This window comes from Amycolatopsis sp. cg13, from assembly GCF_041346965.1.
Classification (GTDB): domain Bacteria; phylum Actinomycetota; class Actinomycetes; order Mycobacteriales; family Pseudonocardiaceae; genus Amycolatopsis.
In genome coordinates this window covers 2,658,933-2,677,716 of record NZ_CP166848.1, presented here as the reverse complement: position 1 = coordinate 2,677,716, position 18,784 = coordinate 2,658,933, and the positions used below count along the sequence as shown (strand labels likewise).

Annotated in this window: 17 protein-coding genes; 9 read left to right on the top strand and 8 right to left on the bottom strand. The window is 69.5% G+C overall.

Annotation, left to right across the window (positions count from 1 at the left end; genetic code table 11):
* Positions 1-77: 77 nt before the first annotated feature.
* From AB5I40_RS11995 to AB5I40_RS11985, 3 genes are read left to right on the top strand one after another with little or no spacing between them, the layout of a single operon-like run.
* Positions 78-1,436 (top strand): amidase, encoded by a 1,359-nt coding sequence (locus AB5I40_RS11995; protein WP_370938559.1) that lies wholly within the window; start codon positions 78-80, stop codon positions 1,434-1,436.
* On the top strand, positions 1,433-2,611 hold the full coding sequence (locus tag AB5I40_RS11990; RefSeq protein ID WP_370938558.1) for an MFS transporter: 1,179 nt from the start codon (positions 1,433-1,435) through the stop codon (positions 2,609-2,611). The genes AB5I40_RS11995 and AB5I40_RS11990 overlap by 4 nt, the downstream gene beginning before the upstream one ends.
* A gap of 38 nt (positions 2,612-2,649) precedes the next feature.
* A complete protein-coding gene (locus AB5I40_RS11985) occupies positions 2,650-3,324 on the top strand; it encodes a FadR/GntR family transcriptional regulator (RefSeq protein WP_370938557.1) in 675 nt (224 codons plus the stop codon).
* On the opposite strand, the gene AB5I40_RS11980 is transcribed toward AB5I40_RS11985, so the two are convergent.
* Positions 3,321-4,532 (bottom strand): hypothetical protein, encoded by a 1,212-nt coding sequence (locus AB5I40_RS11980; RefSeq protein WP_370938556.1) that lies wholly within the window; start codon positions 4,530-4,532, stop codon positions 3,321-3,323. The two genes, AB5I40_RS11985 and AB5I40_RS11980, sit on opposite strands and share 4 nt — an antisense overlap.
* A 710-nt stretch (positions 4,533-5,242) precedes the next feature.
* On the opposite strand from AB5I40_RS11980, the gene AB5I40_RS11975 reads away from it, so the two are divergent.
* From AB5I40_RS11975 to AB5I40_RS11960, 4 genes are all read left to right on the top strand, one after another.
* Positions 5,243-5,995 carry an SDR family oxidoreductase gene (locus AB5I40_RS11975; protein WP_370938555.1) on the top strand — a complete coding sequence of 251 codons (753 nt, stop codon included), beginning with the start codon at positions 5,243-5,245 and terminating at the stop codon, positions 5,993-5,995.
* A complete protein-coding gene (locus AB5I40_RS11970; protein ID WP_370938554.1) occupies positions 5,992-6,765 on the top strand; it encodes an SDR family oxidoreductase in 774 nt (257 codons plus the stop codon). Before AB5I40_RS11975 ends, AB5I40_RS11970 begins: the two co-directional genes overlap by 4 nt.
* Before the next feature lie 54 nt (positions 6,766-6,819).
* Complete coding sequence (locus tag AB5I40_RS11965; protein WP_370938553.1) at positions 6,820-8,112, top strand: MFS transporter; 1,293 nt, start codon at positions 6,820-6,822, stop codon at positions 8,110-8,112.
* 199 nt (positions 8,113-8,311) lie between these two features.
* The gene (locus AB5I40_RS11960; RefSeq protein WP_370938551.1) at positions 8,312-9,292 is read left to right on the top strand and encodes a chitinase; all 981 of its coding nucleotides are present in this window, start codon (positions 8,312-8,314) and stop codon (positions 9,290-9,292) included.
* 1,018 nt (positions 9,293-10,310) lie between these two features.
* Here the strand turns inward: AB5I40_RS11960 and AB5I40_RS11955 are convergent.
* From AB5I40_RS11955 to fabG, 7 genes are all read right to left on the bottom strand, one after another.
* On the bottom strand, positions 10,311-10,862 hold the full coding sequence (locus AB5I40_RS11955) for a GrpB family protein (protein WP_370938550.1): 552 nt from the start codon (positions 10,860-10,862) through the stop codon (positions 10,311-10,313).
* Positions 10,863-10,898: 36 nt separating this feature from the next.
* Positions 10,899-11,993, bottom strand: a complete 1,095-nt coding sequence (locus AB5I40_RS11950) for an acyl-CoA dehydrogenase family protein (RefSeq protein WP_370938549.1) — start codon at positions 11,991-11,993, stop codon at positions 10,899-10,901.
* Entirely contained in the window at positions 11,990-13,168 is a 1,179-nt protein-coding gene (locus AB5I40_RS11945; protein ID WP_370938548.1) for an acyl-CoA dehydrogenase family protein, read from the bottom strand. The genes AB5I40_RS11950 and AB5I40_RS11945 overlap by 4 nt, the downstream gene beginning before the upstream one ends.
* On the bottom strand, positions 13,165-14,388 hold the full coding sequence (locus AB5I40_RS11940; RefSeq protein ID WP_370938547.1) for an acyl-CoA dehydrogenase family protein: 1,224 nt from the start codon (positions 14,386-14,388) through the stop codon (positions 13,165-13,167). Before AB5I40_RS11940 ends, AB5I40_RS11945 begins: the two co-directional genes overlap by 4 nt.
* On the bottom strand, positions 14,388-15,413 hold the full coding sequence (locus tag AB5I40_RS11935) for a phosphotransferase family protein (protein WP_370938546.1): 1,026 nt from the start codon (positions 15,411-15,413) through the stop codon (positions 14,388-14,390). Before AB5I40_RS11935 ends, AB5I40_RS11940 begins: the two co-directional genes overlap by 1 nt.
* Positions 15,414-15,540: 127 nt before the next feature.
* A complete protein-coding gene (locus AB5I40_RS11930; protein ID WP_370938545.1) occupies positions 15,541-15,993 on the bottom strand; it encodes a MaoC family dehydratase in 453 nt (150 codons plus the stop codon).
* Between the two features lie 5 nt (positions 15,994-15,998).
* Positions 15,999-16,769, bottom strand: a complete 771-nt coding sequence (gene fabG, locus AB5I40_RS11925; protein ID WP_116203018.1) for a 3-oxoacyl-ACP reductase FabG — start codon at positions 16,767-16,769, stop codon at positions 15,999-16,001.
* A gap of 124 nt (positions 16,770-16,893) precedes the next feature.
* Here fabG and AB5I40_RS11920 point away from each other — a divergent pair, with 124 nt between their 5' ends.
* Positions 16,894-18,072 (top strand): histidine kinase, encoded by a 1,179-nt coding sequence (locus AB5I40_RS11920; RefSeq protein ID WP_370938544.1) that lies wholly within the window; start codon positions 16,894-16,896, stop codon positions 18,070-18,072.
* Positions 18,073-18,082: 10 nt separating this feature from the next.
* Positions 18,083-18,745: a response regulator gene (locus AB5I40_RS11915; protein WP_370938543.1), complete on the top strand. Its 663-nt coding sequence runs from the start codon at positions 18,083-18,085 to the stop codon at positions 18,743-18,745.
* Positions 18,746-18,784: the final 39 nt, after the last annotated feature.

The following is an 18,784-nucleotide window of genomic DNA, read 5'->3' as shown; positions in this document are numbered from 1 at the left end:
GGTCACGCGGGGTAAGGGTTGCCTAACCCCATCGCCTCGGCTACCGTCCAAGTCCTCAGAGGACATGAGGAGTTGACATGAATGATCTGACGCTGGCCGAGCTGGCGGCGGCGGTGCGGGCGCGCGAGGTGTCCCCGGTGGAGCTCACCGAGGAGTACCTGGCCCGGATCGACCGCGACAACGACCGGATCGGCGCTTACCTCGCCGTCGACCACGAGGGGGCGCTCGCTGCCGCGCGCGAGGCGGAAGCGCTGGTCCAGTCCGGCGTGGACCTGCCAGCGTTGTGCGGGGTGCCGGTTTCGGTGAAGGACACGTGCCCGGTGAAGGGCCTGCGGTACACCGCCGGATCGAAGGTCTTCGCGGACCGGGTGGCCGAGGTGGACGCGGCGGTCGTGACGCAGTTGCGCCAGGCGGGCATGGTGGTGCTGGGCAAGACGAACGCGGCCGAATTCGGCTGCTCCTCCTACACCGAGACGGTGTTCGGCGCGGCCCGCAATCCGCACGACCTCACCCGTACCGCGGGCGGGTCCAGCGGCGGGGCGGCCGCCTCGGTCGCGGCGGGACTGGCCCCGGCGGCGCACGGCAGCGACGGCGGCGGCTCGGTCCGGATCCCCGCCGCGTGCTGCGGATTGGTGGGGATCAAGCCGACCAGAGGCAGAGTGAGTCCCGCTCCCGGGCCGGATTCGGCCGGGCTGAGCACCGCGGGTCCGATCGCCCGCACGGTCGCGGACGCCGCGTTGCTGCTGGACGCGATGACCACCGCGCGCCCGGGGGACACGCACCAGTTGCCGCCGGTGCCGGCGGGGCACTTCGCGAACAGCGCCGAACGCGACCCCGGCCGGCTGCGGATCGGCGTAATCCGAGGACCGGCGAGCGACGACCCGTGGTGTCGGCGGGCGTGCGAGGACACCGTCGCGCTTCTCGCGGATCTGGGGCACGACGTGGCGTACGCCGCGCCGACCGATCCGGACGACTACCGCGAGGAGTTCGCCGTCGTGTGGTCGCTGCTCGCCTCCTCGGTGCCGGTTCCCGCCGAGAAGGAGCAGGACCTGCTGCCGCTGACCCGCTGGCTGCGGGAGAAAGCGCGGGGCTACGACGCGGTGACCTTCATGTCCGCGCTGGTGTCGATGCAGGCCGCCGCCCGCCGCGTCGCCTCCCGCTACGACCGGTTCGACGTGGTCCTCAGTTCCGCCACGGCCGTGTTGCCGCCGCTGGTGGGCGGTCTTGTCGACGACGATCCCGCGCAGACCTTCGAGAACATGCTGGAGTTTCATCCGCTCACCCCGCTGGCGAACATCACCGGTCAGCCGTCGCTGACCGTCCCGGTGCTCCGGACTCCCGGCGGATTGCCCGCCGGCGTGCTGCTCACCGGACGCTACGGGGCCGAGACGACCCTCATTTCCGTTGCGGCACAACTGGAGCGGGCGAAGCGATGAGAAAAGCACAACTGGGTTTCTTGACCGGGACCCACGTCGTCAACGACCTGTACCAGGGCGCGGTGCCCGCGTTGCTGCCGTTCATGATGAGCGAGCGCCACTACAGCTACGCTGCGGTGTCCGGAATCGCTTTGGCCGCAACGGGTTTGTCCAGCGTGGTGCAGCCGGTCTTCGGGATGATCGTGGACCGGTCCGGGCGCTCCTGGCTGGCACCGCTGGGATTCCTCGTCGCCGCCGCCGGAATCGCTGGTGCCGGTTTCGCCGACGGGTACCTGGCCACGTGGATCTGCGTCGCCATCGCGGGAATCGGGGTGGCCGCCTACCATCCGCCCGCCACCAACCAGGCCCGTGCGGCGGGCGGCAGGTCGCAGCGGGCCATGAGCCTGTTCTCGGTCGGCGGCACGCTGGGCAGTTCGCTTGCTCCCGCGCTCGTCACCGCGGTCGTCGGTTCGCTCGGCCTTTCGGGGACCTACTTGCTGGCGATTCCGGCCGTGGTGATGGCGTTGCTGTGGTTGCTCAATCGTCGCAATGCGCTTGGCGTCACCGGAAGCGCGGCTAAAGAGTCCACTGTAGACGTCTCGGATGACTGGCGGGCCTTCGGCAGGCTGGTCGCGGCGACCGTCGGGTGGTCGATCCCTTATGTGACAGTGAGTTCGCTGCTTTCGTTGTACGCGATCCGCGAACTGCACGCCTCGACCGCGGCCGCGGCGGTCACGCTGACCTCGTTCACACTGGCCGGTGCGGCGGGCACCGTGCTCGGCGGCTGGCTCGGCGACCGGTTCGGCCGCTTGACGCCGATCAGGACCGGATACCTGCTGGGCGTTCCGGCGCTGGCCGGAGTGGTGTTCAGCCCGAGCTATCCCGTGCTGGAACTCAGCACCGTGCTGCTGGGGCTGGCCATGTTCCTGCCGTTCGCCAACCAGGTGACCCTGGCGCAGGACTACCTGCCCACCCGGCCCGGCACCGCCAGCGGGCTGACTCTCGGACTGGCCATGTCGGTCGGCGGGCTGACCTCGCCGCTGTTCGGCTGGCTGGCCGACGCCGAGGGCCTGCGGTTCACCCTCGGTTCGGTGCTCGCGGTGTTCTGCGTCGCCGTGGTGTTCGGCATCCGGTTGCGCGACCGGGTCCTGCCTGTTCAGCCGTCGGAGAAGTCATCTGAGGAGCTGGTGACCTGATAGATTGGCGGGTGCCAGGCGGGAGAGGGGAACACGACATGACGGTCCGGTCGGTGCAGCGAACCTCCTTGGTCGACGCGGCGACGGCGGAACTGCGCAGGCTGATCGGCGAGGGCGAGTGGCCGGTCGGGGCCAAGCTGCCCAACGAGGTCGAGTTGAGCAAGCTGCTCGGAGTCGGCCGGTCCACCGCGAGGGAGGCGGTCCGGGCGCTGATCTCCGCCGGTCAGCTGTACTCCCAGCAGGGCTCGGGCACCTACGTCGCCTCCGCGACCCCACTGTCCGATTTGGACCGCAAGCTGCGCACTGCCGCGGCGATCGATGTGTACGAGGTCCGCGTCGCGTTGGAGGTCGAGGCGGGCAGCCTGGCCGCGACCCGCCGCACCGCCGCCGATCTCAAAGCGATCCGCAAGGCGCTGGCGGCCCGCGACCGAGCCGATTCACTCCCTGAGCTCCTCGACGCGGACCTCGCCTTCCACCGGGCGGTCGTGCTGGCCGCGCACAACCCGGTGCTGATCGATGTGTTCGACTCTTTCCTGGACGCCATGCGCGCGGTCTCCGCCGACGTCACCACCCTGGACACCGCCGAGACCAGCGCGGACGACCTGCACCAGGCCCACCACGGCCTGCTAGCCGCCATCGAAGCCGGTGATGCGGAGGCCGCCGCGCTGGCTACTCGCCGCAACGTCGAACGCACTCTGGACCAGTTGCGCTAGGGGCGGCGCAGTGCTCCTGCGACTGTTTGTGGACGGTCTCGTGGGAGCCAGGACTGCGAATAGATCAGAACGGCGAAGATGATGAGGCCGCCGATCTCGACCAGGAATTTCGTGTCGTCGGGCACGAGTCGCAGATTGAGCGCGAGGTAGAGAAAGACCAGAAGACCGACGAGGAAACGCCGGATGTCGCTGCGCTGGTTGTCGAGGGTGACCGCGACGACGCCGATGACGAGGGGTGCGAGCATGACGAATACCCGTTGGGTGTCGGTGGCGACCATCCGTCCGGCGAGGCAGCAGAGTGCCAGGTAGACGCTGGATATGAGCAGCGGGTTGCGCGGGCCGTTTTGGCGGTAGAGCCGGTAGAGCCCGTAGCCGAAGATGAGCCAGAAGAAGTGGAAGGTGTCGAAGAGCGCGGCGTGCTCGCCGCGTTTGTTCGACGACAGAGCGAAGACGATGTTCGAGGCGAGGCTGTGGTTGCCCTGGCCGCTGCCGAGGCTGTAGCTGCCTCCGATGAAGTTCTGTGCCCACAAGCGGAAACCGGTGTACGCCAGCGCCGCGACTGCCGTTGCGAGCACGCCGAACAGCACCTGGCGATCGCGCAGTGCCCGCGACCGTGTCCAGGCCAGGAGCGGGTACAGCGGGGCGAGGAGGAGGGTGGTCTCCTTGTTGATGGTGCCGACAATGATGACGATTGTGAACAGCAGCAGTTTGCGGTTGAACAGCAGCCACAATGCGATGAGGTAAAGCAGATTGTTCAGCGGGTCGACAAGGAAAGGATTACTGAACGCATAGGGCGCGTACCAGAACGTGCACGTGAGGGCGATCGCCGCGAGCGCTGAGGTGAACAGGTGCAGATTGAGGTGCCGCCAGCAGAATTCGAAGAACACCACGGTGCACGCGAGCGTGACCGCGGCGGTGAACCCGAGCCACAGGACATCGAGCGAAAGCCCGGTCACCTTGCCGGCCAGGTGCACCAGCCAGGGGCTGAGCATCCTGAGCGCGAACGGGTTGTCGACCTGCGCCCCGGTGTGTTCGGACATGGCGTAGTAGCTGAGCGCGTCGCCCCAGGCTTTCTCGTGCGCGCGCCCTTGGAGCGGCGCGTACGAGATGAAGTTGATCAGCGACGCGGTTGCCAGCGTCAGATACACCGCCGCCCGCCGGGTGGCGGTCTTCCGCGAGCCGGGAGTGGGCTCGATCCCTGTGGTCACCTGCGAAAGCGTAGCCAAGGGCGGCCGCCGTCGATGAGGGACTGGTCGGCAAGCGCTCGCGGCTCGCTCGGGGGTCGTGTTCACGGGCTTGATCCGGTGGTGAAGGGGCATGCGTGCGGGTACGACCGGGCTGGCTCACCTCTTGGAACCCTCCGTCCGGCACGGGAGGAAAGGTCGGCCGAAGACCTTCGAGAGCATCTTCGGCCGACTGGGCGGCCGTGCCCCGGCCTGAGCCCGCTCAAATGGCGTGCGTATTGCCACGCACACCCGTCGCCTGCCCTCGATCTTTCCGGTGACGTGATGGATGATTACTGCGACCATGAGAAAGCAGAACTCATCCAACGATTCGGGTCGGTCGCGCCGGTTGTTCTCGAGTATTCGAAGATTTCGTGCATTCACCCGCTCCTGCTGGGCTGAGCTGATTGACGGCGTTTCGTCCAGGCGCGCGACGTCGGATGCGGACACAGCGCCGAGCTGGCGTTGCGGAGGGCTCGGGCGAGCGCTGCTACGGCTGGAGTGTCCTCGGCCCGGTCGAGTCTGCCGGGCCGTCTTGGCGAGGTGGGCGGATACGCACGGTCGGCCCCGTTGACTCACCGTGTTGTGACCGCCGATGTCGCCTCCCGAGGTTGCATCCGGGAGCTGCGCCGTTATTCTGCGACTAAGCAACCGCTTAGCGGCGGCTGTCCAACGGCGGACAAGGAGACGGTGTGGTGGAGTCGTTCAAGGATCGCGTTGCCCTGGTCACCGGGGCCAGCCGGGGGATCGGGCTGGCCATCGCGCAGGGGCTCGTCGAGCGCGGGGCCAAGGTGGTCATCACGGCGCGCAAACCGGAGCCGCTCGCCGAGGCCGTCGAGCTGCTCGGCGGGCCGGACGTCGCGGTCGCGGTGCCCGGCAAGGCCGACGACGCCGCGCACCAGCAGGAGGCGGTCGCCACCGCGGTCGAGAAGTTCGGCAGTCTCGACATGCTGGTCAACAACACCGGCATCAACCCGGTTTACGGCCCGATAGTGGACGTCGACCCGGCCGCGGCGGCCAAGATCTTCGCGGTGAACGTGGTCGCGCCGCTGTCGTGGATCCGCGTCGCGCGGGACGCGTGGATGGGCGAGCACGGCGGGTCGGTGGTCAACGTCTCCTCGATCGCGGGCATCCGCACCTCTCCGGGCATCGGCATGTACGGCGTCAGCAAGGCCGCGCTGATCCGGCTCACTCAGGAACTCGGCGGCGAGCTCGGCCCGAAGATCCGGGTGAACGCGGTGGCTCCGGCGGTGGTCAAGACGCAGTTCGCGACCGCGCTTTACGAGGGTCGCGAGGAAGAGGTCGCGGCGGCGTATCCGCTGAAGCGGCTCGGCGTGCCGGAGGACATCGCGGGCGCGGTGGCGTTCCTGCTGTCCAATGACGCCGGCTGGATGACCGGGCAGACGGTCGTTCTCGACGGCGGCGTGACGCTCGGCGGCGGTCTGTGAGCGCCGGGGTCGTCATCACCGGCGGTGGCGGCGGGATCGGGGCGGCGCTGGCGCGGCGGTTCGCTGCGGACGGTGCCCGTATCGTCGTCGCGGACCTTGACGGCGACCGTGCGGCCGAAGTCGCGGCGGAGGTCGGCGGTACGGCGTTCGCCGGTGACGTGGCAAGCGAATCCGGGGTGGCGGACCTGATCACCGCGGCCCGCGAAACGCTGGGTGAGATCGACGTTTTCTGTGCCAACGCTGGAGTCGCGCCGTTCGGCGACGCCAACGCGGACGAGGACGCGTGGTCGCTGGCGTGGGACGTGAACGTGATGGCGCACGTCCGCGCGGCGCGGTTGCTGCTGCCGGCGTGGCTGGAGCGCGGCGAGGGCCGGTTCATCGCGACGGTGTCCGCGGCGGGCGTGCTCACCAGCCTCGGCTCGGCGCCGTATTCGGTGACCAAGCACGGTGCGCTGGCGTTCGCGGAATGGCTGTCGGCCACCTATCGGCACCGCGGGATCAGCGTGCAGGCGATCTGCCCGCAGGGCGTGCGCACCGCGATGCTGGAGGAGACCGGAGAACGCGGCAAACTGCTGATGGGCGCGTCCGCGATCGACCCGCCGCAGGTGGCCGACGCGCTGTTCGCCGCCATGGCCGAGAACCGGTTCCTGGTGCTGCCGCACGCCGAGGTCGCCGACTTCTACGCCCTGCGCGCCACTCAAACCGACCGCTGGCTCGGCGGGATGAACAAGCTGCAGCGGAAAATGGAGGAACTGCCCGGCGACGCGTGACCCGATATTCTCCCCGGGGCGGCACTGGGCCGCAGGGGAGAACAGGGAGCCGGAATGACCGCACCCGCGCGGGCCGACGTGTCGCGCATCGCCACTGCCAGTTTCATCGGCACCGCCATCGAGTTTTACGATTTCTACATTTACGGAACCGCGGCGGCGCTGGTGTTCGGGAAAGTGTTCTTCCCGACGTTCTCCTCCACCGCTGGCGTGCTGGCCTCGCTCGGCACCTTCGCGGTCGGATTCGTCGCGCGCCCGGTCGGCGCGGTCCTTTTCGGACACTGGGGCGACCGGATCGGCCGCAAGTCCATGCTGGTCACGTCGCTGCTGGTGATGGGACTGTCCACAGTGGCCGTCGGACTGGTCCCGGGATACGACACCCTCGGCCTCTGGTCGCCGATCCTGCTGGTAGTGCTGCGTTTCGTGCAAGGCATCGGCCTCGGCGGCGAGTGGGGCGGCGCGGTGCTGATGTCGACCGAGTACGCGCCGCCGGGCAAACGCGGTTTGTACTCGGCGTTCCCGCAGCTCGGCCCGGCCATCGGATTCGTGCTGGGCAACCTGCTGTTCCTCATCCTGGACGCGGTGCTCCCTCCCGCTGAGTTCTTGTCCTGGGGCTGGCGGCTGCCGTTCCTGTTCTCCGCGGTATTGCTGGCAGTCGGCTTCTATATCCGGATCAGGATCGCCGAGACACCGGTTTTCCAAGCTGCTTTGGACAAGGCCGAACAAGCGAAAGTCCCGTTGTTCGAGCTGCTTCGGAAGCAGCCGCGAGTTCTGGTGCTGTCGACGCTGTCGTTCGTGCTCGCGCACGCGCTTTTCTATACTGTGACGACATTCTGTCTCTCGATGGCGACGACCACCCTCGGCATCCCGCGCACCACTGTCCTGATCGGCCTGCTCATCGCGGCGACGGTGATGGGCGTGGCGACGCTGATGTTCGCGATGAAGTCCGACCAGTGGGGCCGCCGACGGCTGAGCGCGGCGGCCGCGGTTTCCGTTGTGGTGTGGGCGTTTCCGCTGTTCGCCCTGCTGCAGACGGGAAACCCGGTCCTGCTGACGTTGGGGTTCGTCGGCGGCCTGGCGTGTTTCGCGATGCTGTACGGGCCGATGGGCGCGTTTCTGCCGGAGCTGTTCCGGGTGCGGTACCGGTATTCCGGCGCGTCGATCGCGTACAGCGTGGCAGGGGTGATCGGCGGCGGGGTGGTGCCGCTGATTTCGACGAATCTGTGGGCGTCGACGGGTTCGACGGTGCCCGTTTCGCTGGTGCTGGTGGCGCTCGGGGTGCTGAGTTTCCTGTGCGTCCTCGGCCTGCCGGAAACCCGGGACCACGACTTCTCCGACGGGCTCTCCTGACTTTCGGCCCCACCCGGCCGGGGGACAAACCTGGCGCGGCGCACCGTTTCCGGTCCGGTGCGCCGTTCGGGCTGCGGCTCTTGACATGCTGATTTGGTCTAGTCCAGTGTGTGACGGCACCCTTCCGGGTGCACTCCTCCCGGGTTGATCCCGCCGCCTCAAACCGGAGGTGTTCCGTGGTGCTCGTGGGAGGAACACGATGAAATCAGTGCGTCGGCTGGCCGCGCTCGCGGCGGCGGCAGGGGCGGCTCTCGCGACCGCGGCCGGGGTGGCCACGGCCGCGCCCGCGTCCGCGCCGCAGCTCGCGGCGGCTCCGGATCCGGTTCTCGCTTCGCCGTACCTGTACCAGTGGGCGGGGCAGACCAGCGCGTCGGCGGCGATGTCCGCGACGGGGATCAAGACGTTCACGCTCGCGTTCATGCTGTCGGACGGTTCGTGCAACCCGAAGTGGGACGGCGACCGTTCGCTGACCGGCTCGGACAAAACCCTGATCAAGAGCATCCGCGACGCGGGCGGCGACGTCATCCCGTCCTTCGGCGGCTGGTCCGGCACGAAACTGGGCGCGAAATGCTCGTCGGCCAGCGCGCTCGCGGGGGCGTACCAGAAGGTGATCGACGCGTACGGGCTCAAGGCGATCGACCTCGACATCGAGAACACCGACGAGTTCGAGAACGCGACGGTGCAGGACCGGATCCTGAACGCGGTCAAGATCACGAAGCAGAAGAACCCCGGTGTGCGCGTCGTGATCACCATCGGGACCGAGACCTCCGGCCCGAACGACTGGGGCAAGCGGCTGATCAAGCAGGCGAAGGCGATCGGCGCGCCGGTGGACGTGTGGTCGGTGATGCCGTTCGACTTCTCCAGCGGCGGCGACATGGCGGGCAAGACGAAGTCCGCGGTGGACGGTCTCGTGGGACAGCTGAAGTCGACCTTCGGCTGGGACAGCGCCACGGCGTACCGGCACGCGGGCCTGTCGTCGATGAACGGCAAGACGGACAACGCCGGCGAGGTGGTGTCGGTCGCTGACTTCACCGCGATCCGCGACTACGCGGCCAGCCACCACCTCGGCCGGTTCACCTTCTGGGCGACCAACCGGGACTGCTCGGGCGGCGGGGAGTGCAGCGGAATCTCGCAGCCGAAGTACGCGTTCACGAAGATCGTGGCCGGGTATCACGGCTGATCCGGCTCAGAGCTGGCCGATCCGACCTGGCCTGGCTGGGTGCGGCTGCCCCGGCTTGTCGGGGCCGATCTGGCCAGCCTGACCTGGCCGGGCTGACCAGGCCGGGCTGACCAGGCCGGGCTGACCTGGCTGGGCCCGGATGGGGCTGCCCGAGTCGGGCGGGGCTGGCCTGGAGCGGCCGGGGCTGGCCTGGCCTGGCTGCCTCGGCCTGTCGGGGCCGATCTGGTCTGGCCGGACTGGGTCGGGCTGACCTGGCTGGGCCCGGGTGGGGTTGCTCGAGTCGGGCTGACCTGACCTGGCCTGGCCTGGCTGGGTGGGCTGACCGGGCCAGGCTGGCCGGGCCGGGCTAGGACGCCTGGCCTGCTCGACTGGACCGGACCTGGCCGACCTGATCGGGCCGGGCCTGGCGGGCCTGGGCTGACCTGGCCCGGCGGAGCTGGCCTGGAGCGGCCGGGGCGGGGCCGACCTGACCCGGCCGGGTCTGAGCCCGCGTTTGAGCTTGGCGACGAGGCCGCCGTTCCGAGGGGTGCGGCCTCGTCGTCACCTGCGATGAGACCAGGGCGGACGGGGGAAACTGGCAGCGGCGGGTTGCTGCGCAGCAACTTCGCGTAAGGCAGTCGCTTGTGGAGCAGCCGGAATGCTTGCGGGGCAGCAGAAACGACGAGGGCGTGGCGCACCAGCGGGTCCGGCCGCGGTCGGTCTCCCGTGCGGGGCATGGGCAGCAATCGGGTTGTGCCTCGGCCCGCGCTGCGGTCGTCGTTCCGGGTGGAGAGTCAGCCCGGGGCACGAGCGTGGCGCACCAGACGGTTCGCGCCGTGGTCGGTCTCCGGCGCGGAGCAGGGCATGGCTGCAACCGGGTCGTGCCTCGGTTCGCGCCGTTGTCGTTCCAGGATGGACGGTCAGCCGAGGCACGAACTGGCGCACGGAGGGCACGGTCGCGCGGTGGGGGCGCGACCGTGCCGGACCTGATGTGGCTCGCACACGCAAGGCCGGTACTGGTCGCAGCGGATGGCCTCCCTCAGCCGCTCACCCCATCCAGAACCCGCCGCACGAAGTCCGTCTTCCCGGCCGTGTACTCCTCCCGATCAGTCACCTCCCCGGCCAGCCGCCGCTTCACCTCGGCATACTCCGCCGCCAACCCGGGATCCGCCCGCAGCGCGTCCCGGAAATCCACCTGCGCTTGCCACCTCGGATGACCGTCGGGCAGCAGATGCAGATGCGCCACCCGACGCCGACCCTCCGCATCGGGCAGCACGAAGAACCGTCGCCATGGCGCGGCGACGTCCAGTTCCGGCGGCACAAAACACCATCCGCCCGAGGAAAGGACTGGCACCACCGCCGAAACCGTAAAATCCGAGAGATCCCGCATCGAGGCCATTACGTCGAGCACCGGTTTCGCCGCCAAACCGGGCACCGCCGTCGAGCCGACGTGCTTGATTTCCCCACAGGCGAGCCAAGGCGCGAGCAGTCGCGCGAGCTCCGCGCACAATGCGGAGCCCCGCGACGCCCACGTCGGATCCGGGGGATGGACTTCAGGCCGTTCGTAGGCCCAATCCGGGGTCTCGGACATGCAAGCCACCGTAACCCCGGCCACCGACAAAAAACGTCAAGCAGGAAGATCCACCAGGTCAGCCAACCGAGCCCGATGCCGCCCCGGCGTGCCGAAGGCGATCTGATCGCTCTTGGCCCGCTTGAGATAGAGATGCGCCGGATGTTCCCACGTCATCCCGATCCCGCCGTGCAGCTGAACAGCTTCCTCGGCCGCGTGCACCGCGATCGGCGACACCCGCGCCTGCGCGACCGCCACCGCGATCGGCACGTCGTTCCCGGTCGCCAGCGCATCCGCCGCGTACCGGGCCGTCGCGCGAGCGTTCACCAGTTCCGTGTACAGGTTCGCCAACCGGTGCTTCAGCGACTGAAAACCCCCGACCGGACGGCCGAACTGGTACCGGCCCTTCAGGTAAGTCACAGTCTCGGTCAACGCCCACTCGGCGATCCCGGTCTGCTCCGAAGCCAGCAGCCCAGCCGCAGTGGTCAAAGCGCTCTCCAAAGCCTCCGCAGCGGCCGAGCCAGTGCAAATCGCCTGTGCCGCAGCGGAATCCAGCGTCACGTCGGCAACCCGGCGCGTCAGATCCAGCGACACGGCCTCGGTCACGGTCGCCGCGGAAGCGTCCACCGAGTAGAGGCCAGGGCCGTCAGGACCGACAGCCGGAACGATCAGCAGATCCGCGACCGAAGCATCGGCCACTGTGGACACTCGCCCGGTCAAGGTTCCGTCGAGAAAAGAAACCGTGTCAGGGAAAGCAGAACCCGGAGCAGTCGACAAAGGCACCGCCAGCGCGCCGATCACCGAGCCGGAAGCGAGCTGGGAGAGCAGCTCCGAGCCCGCGGCCAGCAACGCGGCAGTGGCGAGCACCGCACTGCCCAGGTACGGCACCGGCGCGACGCTCCGGCCCAGTTCCTCCATGACGACCGCGACCTCGCGCGTCGAAGCCCCGTGTCCGCCAAGGGATTCCGGCACCATGAGCCCAGCAGTGCCGAGGTCGGCGGCCAACGTCTTCCACAGAGCGAGGTCGTACGGCGCGTCTGTTTCGACCCGCGCCAACAATGCCGTGGGCCCGGCGCGGTCGGTGAGCAGCGCCCGCACTGAGGACCGCAGGTCCTCTTCCACCTCCGAGTACAGCAGGTCCGGCGTGCTCATCGCGGCAGGTCCTTCCAGGCGACGTCCTTGTCCACCCGCGGCTCGGACGGCAGCCCCAGCACGCGTTCGGAGATGATGTTCCGCAGCACCTCCGAGGTACCGCCTTCGATCGAGTTTCCCTTGGCGCGCAAGTACCGGTACCCGGCGTCGCGGCCGAAGAAGTCGACCTGTTCCGGACGGCGCATCGTCCAGTCCTCGTAGCGCAGGCCCTCTTCGCCGAGCAGTTCCAGCTCCAGCCCGGACAGCGCCTGGTTCAGCTCGGCGAACGCCACCTTCATCGCCGAACCCTCCGGACCGGGCGCGCCCACGGCGAGCTGCTGCCGCTGCCGTTCTCCGGCCAGCCGCAGCGATTCCGCTTCGACCCAGTGCTGCACGAGCCGGTCGCGCAGTTCCGGCGTGCGCAACTCGGGACGGTCCCGCCAAGTCTTCGCGACGAGCCCGATCATGCCGCCCTCGCGCGGCATCGCGGTGCCGCCGATCGCGACGCGCTCGTTCATCAGCGTGGTCTGCGCGACCTTCCAGCCCTCGCCGACCGCGCCGATCCGCTGCGAGTCCGGAATCCGCACCTCAGTAAGGAAAACCTCGTTGAACTCCGCCTCGCCGGTGATCTGCCGCAGCGGCCGGACCTCGACGCCGGGCGCGGTCATGTCGCACAGGAAGTACGTCATGCCCTGGTGTTTCGGCACGTCCGGGTCGGTGCGGGTGACGAGGATGGCCCACTGCGCGAGATGCGCACTGGACGTCCACACCTTCTGCCCGGTCACGACCCAGTCGTCGCCGTCGCGGACCGCGCGCGTGGCCAGCGCGGCGAGGTCGGAGCCGGCCCCGGGCTCGCTGAACAGCTGACACCACACCTCCTCGCCGGTCCACAGCGGACGGAGGTAGCGCTTCTTCTGCTCCTCGGTGCCGAACGCGAGGATCGTCGGAGCGGCCATGCCGAGCCCGATCAGAATCCGGCGCGGGTTGTTGTCCGGTGCGCCAGCGGCGGCGAAAGCGGCCTCGACCTCGCCCTGCAGCGCACGCGGAGCGCCTTGCCCGCCAAGGCCTTCAGGGAAGTGCACCCAGGCGAGCCCGGCGTCGAAGCGAGCGCGCAGGAAGTCCACTGCGGACAACGAAGAAGGATCATGCGCGGCAAGGAAAGCGGCGACCTGCGCCCGCAGCTCCTCGGCGGTCACTTGCCCGCCTCCGTCCGGTACTTCTTCAGCTCACGCCGAGCCAGCGAACGCTTGTGCACCTCGTCCGGACCATCGGCGAGCCGCAGCGTGCGCACCCCGGCCCAGATCTCCGCCAGCGGGAAGTCCTGCGAAACGCCGCCCGCGCCGTGCGCCTGGATCGCCTTGTCCAGAATCCATTCGACGGCCAGCGGGGTGGAGATCTTGATCGCCTGGATCTCCGTGTGCGCGCCCTGGTTGCCGACCGTGTCCATCAGCCACGCGGTCTTCAACACCAGCAACCGCTGCTGTTCGATCCGCACGCGCGCCTCGGCGATCCAGTCCTGCACCACGCCCGAATCGGCGATCGGACGGCCGAAAGTCTCGCGCGACAGCGTGCGCCGGCACATCGCCTCCAGCGCGCGCTCCGCCATGCCGATCGCGCGCATGCAGTGGTGGATGCGGCCGGGGCCGAGGCGGGCCTGCGCGATGGCGAACCCGGAACCCTCGTCGGCGATCAGGTTTTCCGCGGGCACCCGCACGTCCTCGAACAGCACCTCGGCGTGCCCGCCGTGGTCGCCGTCGGTGTAGCCGAACACCTGCATGCCGCGCACGACGGTCAGCCCGGGGGTGTCGCGCGGGACCAGGATCATGCTCTGCTGCTTGTGCGCGGGCGCGTCCGGGTCGGTCTTGCCCATGACGATGAAGATCTTGCAGTTCGGGTTCATCGCGCCGGTGATGTACCACTTGCGCCCGTTGATGACGTACTCGTCGCCCTCGCGGCGGATGCTGGTCGCGATGTTGCGAGCGTCCGACGACGCCACGTCGGGTTCGGTCATCGCGAACGCGGAGCGGATTTCCCCGGCCAGCAACGGTTCCAGCCACTGCTTCTTCTGCTGCTCGCTGCCGAACATGGTCAGCACTTCCATGTTCCCGGTGTCCGGCGCGGCGCAGTTCACCGTGGCGGGCGCGAGGTGCGGGCTGCGGCCGGTGATCTCGGCGAGCGGCGCGTACTGCAGGTTGGTCAGCCCCGCGCCGTGGTCGCCAGGCAGGAAGAAGTTCCACAGCCCGCGCTTGCGTGCTTCGGCCTTCAGCTCGTCGACGACCGGCGGCGGCGACCACGGATCGGTGCGCGCGGCCAGCTGCTCGTGGAACACGGCCTCGGCGGGGTAGACGTGCGTATCCATGAATTCGAGCAGCTGCCCGCGCAGTTCCTCGGTACGGGCGTCGAACGCGAAGTCCATCAGTTCTCCTTGGTGAGCGTCTTGCTGCCCTGCTCGATCAGGGGGGCGACGGCGGCGCCGATCTGGTCGAAGCCCTCGCCGACGGTTTTGCCTTGCTGGAAACGGAAGTAGATGCCTTCGAGGATCACCGCGAGCTTGAAGTACGCGAAGCTCACGTACCAGTTCAGCGCGGACAGATCGCGGCCGGAACGCTGCGCGTAGCGGGCGATCGTCTCGTCGGTGTCCGGGTATCCCGGCGCGCTGCTGGCATTGGACACCATCGGCAGCGAGAGCTGGTCCCGCTGCGCGTAGGTGATCATCAGGCCGAGGTCGGTGAGCGGGTCGCCGAGCGTGGACATCTCCCAGTCCAGCACCGCGGTGATCCGGTCGTCCCCGTCGACGAGCACGTTGTCCAGCCGGTAGTCGCCGTGCACGATGGCGGGCGGGCCGGACGCCGGGATCGCCGCGGCGAGCTGGTCGTGCAGCCGGTCCGCGCCGGGCAGGTCGCGGCTGCGCGAACCGTCGAGCTGCTTCTTCCACCGGCGCAGCTGGCGTTCCAGAAAGCCTTCCGGACGGCCGAAATCGCCGAGCCCGACCGCTTCCGGATCGACCGCGTGCAGGTCGACCAGCGTGTCCACCAGCGAATCGGCGATCGCCCTCGTGCGCTGCGGGCCGAGCTGCTCCAGCTCGTCGGCGATCCGGTACGGCGTGCCCTCGACGAACTCCATCACGTAGAACTGCGCGCCGAGCACGTCCGCGTCTTCGCACAGCAGAACGGTTTCCGGCACCGGAACCGGAGTCCCGGCGAGCCCGCTCATCACGCGGAACTCGCGCCGCATGTCGTGCGCGGTCGGCAGCACGTGCCCGAGCGGCGGACGGCGCACGACCCAGCGCCGCGTGCCGTCGGTGACGAGATAGGTGAGGTTGGACCGCCCGCCCTGCACCACGTCCGCGGCGAGGGCACCGGAGACGAGCCCGGGCCGCTCGCGGTCGAGATGGGCGCGCAGCCTCGCCAGATCGAGGCCGGGCGGGTCGGTTTCGGTCATCGGAAGGACTCCAGTTCGTGCGAGGTCGGCGATCGCCCCAATGCCGCATTGGGTGCGTGAGACGCACCGAATGCCGCATTGGGTGCGGCAGATGCACCCAACGCCACTTTGGGGCGCGGGCGGGCGGTCAGAGGATGAGCCGGGAAACCATCTCGGCGACGCAGGCGGGTTTGTCCTCGCCCTCGATTTCGACCGTCCATGCCACCACGGCCTGTTTGCCGCCGGGCACATCGGTCAGCTCGACCAGCTCGGCGGTCCCGCGCACCCGCGAGCCCACCTTCACCGGCTGCGGGAACCGCACCTTGTTGAGCCCGTAGTTGATGCCCATCTTCAGGCCCTCGACCCGGTAGATCTCCGGCAGGAACGACGGGATCAGCGACAGCGTGAGGAACCCGTGCGCGATGGTCGTGCCGAACGGGCCCGCTGCGGCCTTTTCGGCGTCGAGGTGGATCCACTGGTGGTCGCCGGTGGCGTCGGCGAACAGCTGCACCTGCTCCTGGGAGACGGTGTGCCATTCGCTCGTGCCCAAGGGCTTGCCGACCGCTTCGGCGAGTTCGGCGACGTCGGAGAACACGCGCATCGCGATCAGTCCTTCGGTCCGCCGGCGACGTAAATGACCTGGCCGGACACGAATCCCGCGCCCTCGCTGACCAGGAACGACGCGACGTTCGCGATGTCCTCGGGCGTGCCGACGCGCTGCACCGGGATCTGCGAGGCGGCCGCGGCCTTGAAGTCCTCGAAGCTCATGCCGACGCGCTCGGCGGTCGCCGCGGTCATGTCGGTGGCGATGAACCCGGGCGCGATCGCGTTGGCGGTGACGCCGAACTTGCCCAGTTCGATCGCCAGCGTCTTGGTGAAGCCCTGCATGCCTGCCTTGGCCGCGGAGTAGTTGACCTGCCCGCGGTTGCCCAGCGCGGACGTGCTGGACAGGTTGACGATCCGGCCCCATTTCTCCTGCGTCTGGTACTTCTGCACCTCGCGGGTCATCAGGAACGAACCGCGCAGGTGCACGTTCAGCACCGAGTCCCAGTCCTGTTCGGTCATCTTGAACAGCAGGTTGTCGCGGGTGATGCCGGCGTTGTTGATCAGCACGGTCGGCGCGCCGAGTTCCTCGGCCACGCGAGTCACCGCGGCCTCGACCTGCCCGGCGTCGCTGACGTCCAGTGCGACGCCGACCGCCCGGCCGCCGTCGGCGACGATTGCCTCGGCCCCTTGCTTGACCCCGGCCTCGTCGAGGTCCAGCAGGCCGACGGCGAACCCGTCGGAGGCGAGGCGGCGGGCTACGGCGGCGCCGATGCCACGGCCGGCTCCGGTCACGATGGCCACACGGGAAGCGGTCACGGGGGATCTCCTCATCGTCGAGAAAGCGTTCGGCAGCGGCGCTAAGCGTACGCTTAGTACGAGAATTTCGCGAGACCTCGGAAGAGCGGTTCGCCGCGTGCGGCCGGAATGTCGGTCCCGGCGAGTAGGGTCGCCGCCGATGAAGATCACGAGCGCGCCCGTTGTCGCGGCGGGACGCGCGCTGGGGGAGACGGTCGCCGGAGGCGGCGGTCCGGCCGTCGCGCCCACCCGGGCGCACCAGGCGCTGACCGGGCTTGCGGCGATGGTCGCCGGAGTGCTCGCGTTCTTTCCCGCCGACCGCGCGAACGAGGGCACGCGGGTGCTGGCGGCCGCGCTGGCCATGTTCGCGGTCGGGCTCACCCTGGTCCGTCCGCTGTGGGCCTGGCGGGTGCTGATCGTCGTCGTGGGCTGCGCGGACCAGCTGTACGGGATCCACGCCCGGTTCGGCTGGCCGTGGAGCGCGGGCCTCGCGTTCGCGGCGATCCCGGTCCTCGCCGCGGTCGGCCGCAACCACCGGCCGGGCGTGCTGGCGTGGGTCTGGCTGATCTCGACCGGGGTCAGCGCGCTGCTGGCGAACGTGCGCGGCGAGCTGGTCGTGATCGCCGTGCTGCTCGCGGTGCCGCTGGCGTTCGGCTGGCTGGTTTCGCGGCTGCGCGGCGCCGAACGCGACCTGGAGGCGGAGTCCACCCGCCGGGCGGTGCTGGAGGAACGGGCCCGGATCGCCCGCGAACTGCACGACGTGGTCGCGCACCACATGTCGGTGCTGGCCATGCGCGCGGACTCCGCCCGCTACCGGTTCCCCGGCCTCGACGACGGGCTGCGCGAGGAATTCCAGTCGATCCAGGACACCGCTCGCAACGGGATGACCGAAATGCGCAGGCTGCTCGGTGTGCTGCGCGCCGGGCAGGCCGGCCAGGAGACCGAGCCCCAGCCGGGAGCCGAGCAGATCGGACAGCTGGTGGAACGCGTCCGGGCGGCGGGTACCGACGTGCGGTTCGACCTGCGCGGTGATGGCCGCGGCCTCCCCGAGGGCGTCGGGTTGTCGGCGTACCGGATCGTCCAGGAAGGGCTCAGCAACGCGGTGCGGCACGCGCCTGGCGCACCGGTCGAGGTGGTGGTGCACGTCGGTCCGGGACAGCTGCGGCTCGTCGTGCGGGACACCGGCGCCGCCGCGAGCGCTCCGGAGGACACGGCGGGCCGGGAGAAGCACGGGCTGCTCGGGATGCGGGAACGGGCGGCGGCGCTCGGCGGTACGTTTTCCGCGGGACGACGGGACGGCGGCGGGTTCGAGGTCGTCGTGACCGTCCCGCTGGACTAGGGGGACAGCCATGGCGGTGACAGTGGTGATCGCCGACGACCAGACCATGGTCCGGCAGAGCTTCCGCGCGGTGCTGGACGCACAGCCGGACATCGAGGTGATCGGCGAGGCGGCCACCGGGACCGAGGCGGTGGCCGCGTGCCGTGCGCTGCGCCCGGACCTGGTGCTGATGGACATCCGGATGCCGGACCTCGACGGGCTGGCCGCCACCCGGCTCGTCCTCGGCGACGGCCGCGACGCCGGGCCGCGCGTGCTCGTGCTGACCACGTTCGACGCCGACGAGTACGTCTACGGTGCGCTCAGCGCCGGTGCCAGCGGGTTCCTGCTGAAGGACTCCCCGCTGGACGACCTGGTCGTCGCGGTCCGGATGGTGGCCGCGGGCAACGCGCTGTTCGCGCCCGCGGTCACCCGCCGGGTGATCGAGGGGTTCGCCGGGACGCGGCCGCCGGCCCAGGACGTCGGCAGGCTGTCCGAGCTGACCGCGCGCGAACTCGAGGTGCTGCGGCTGATCGCGCGCGGACTGTCCAACGCGGACATCGCCGGGCAGCTGGTGATCGCGGAGCAGACCGCCAAGACGCACGTCAGCCGCGTGCTGGGCAAGCTCGGCGTTCGCGACCGCGCGCAGGCGGTGGTGCTGGCCTACGAGGCGAAGTTCGTGGTGCCGGGCCAGTGATACCCGGGTAGCACTCATCGCGAGGGACGCTACCGGGGA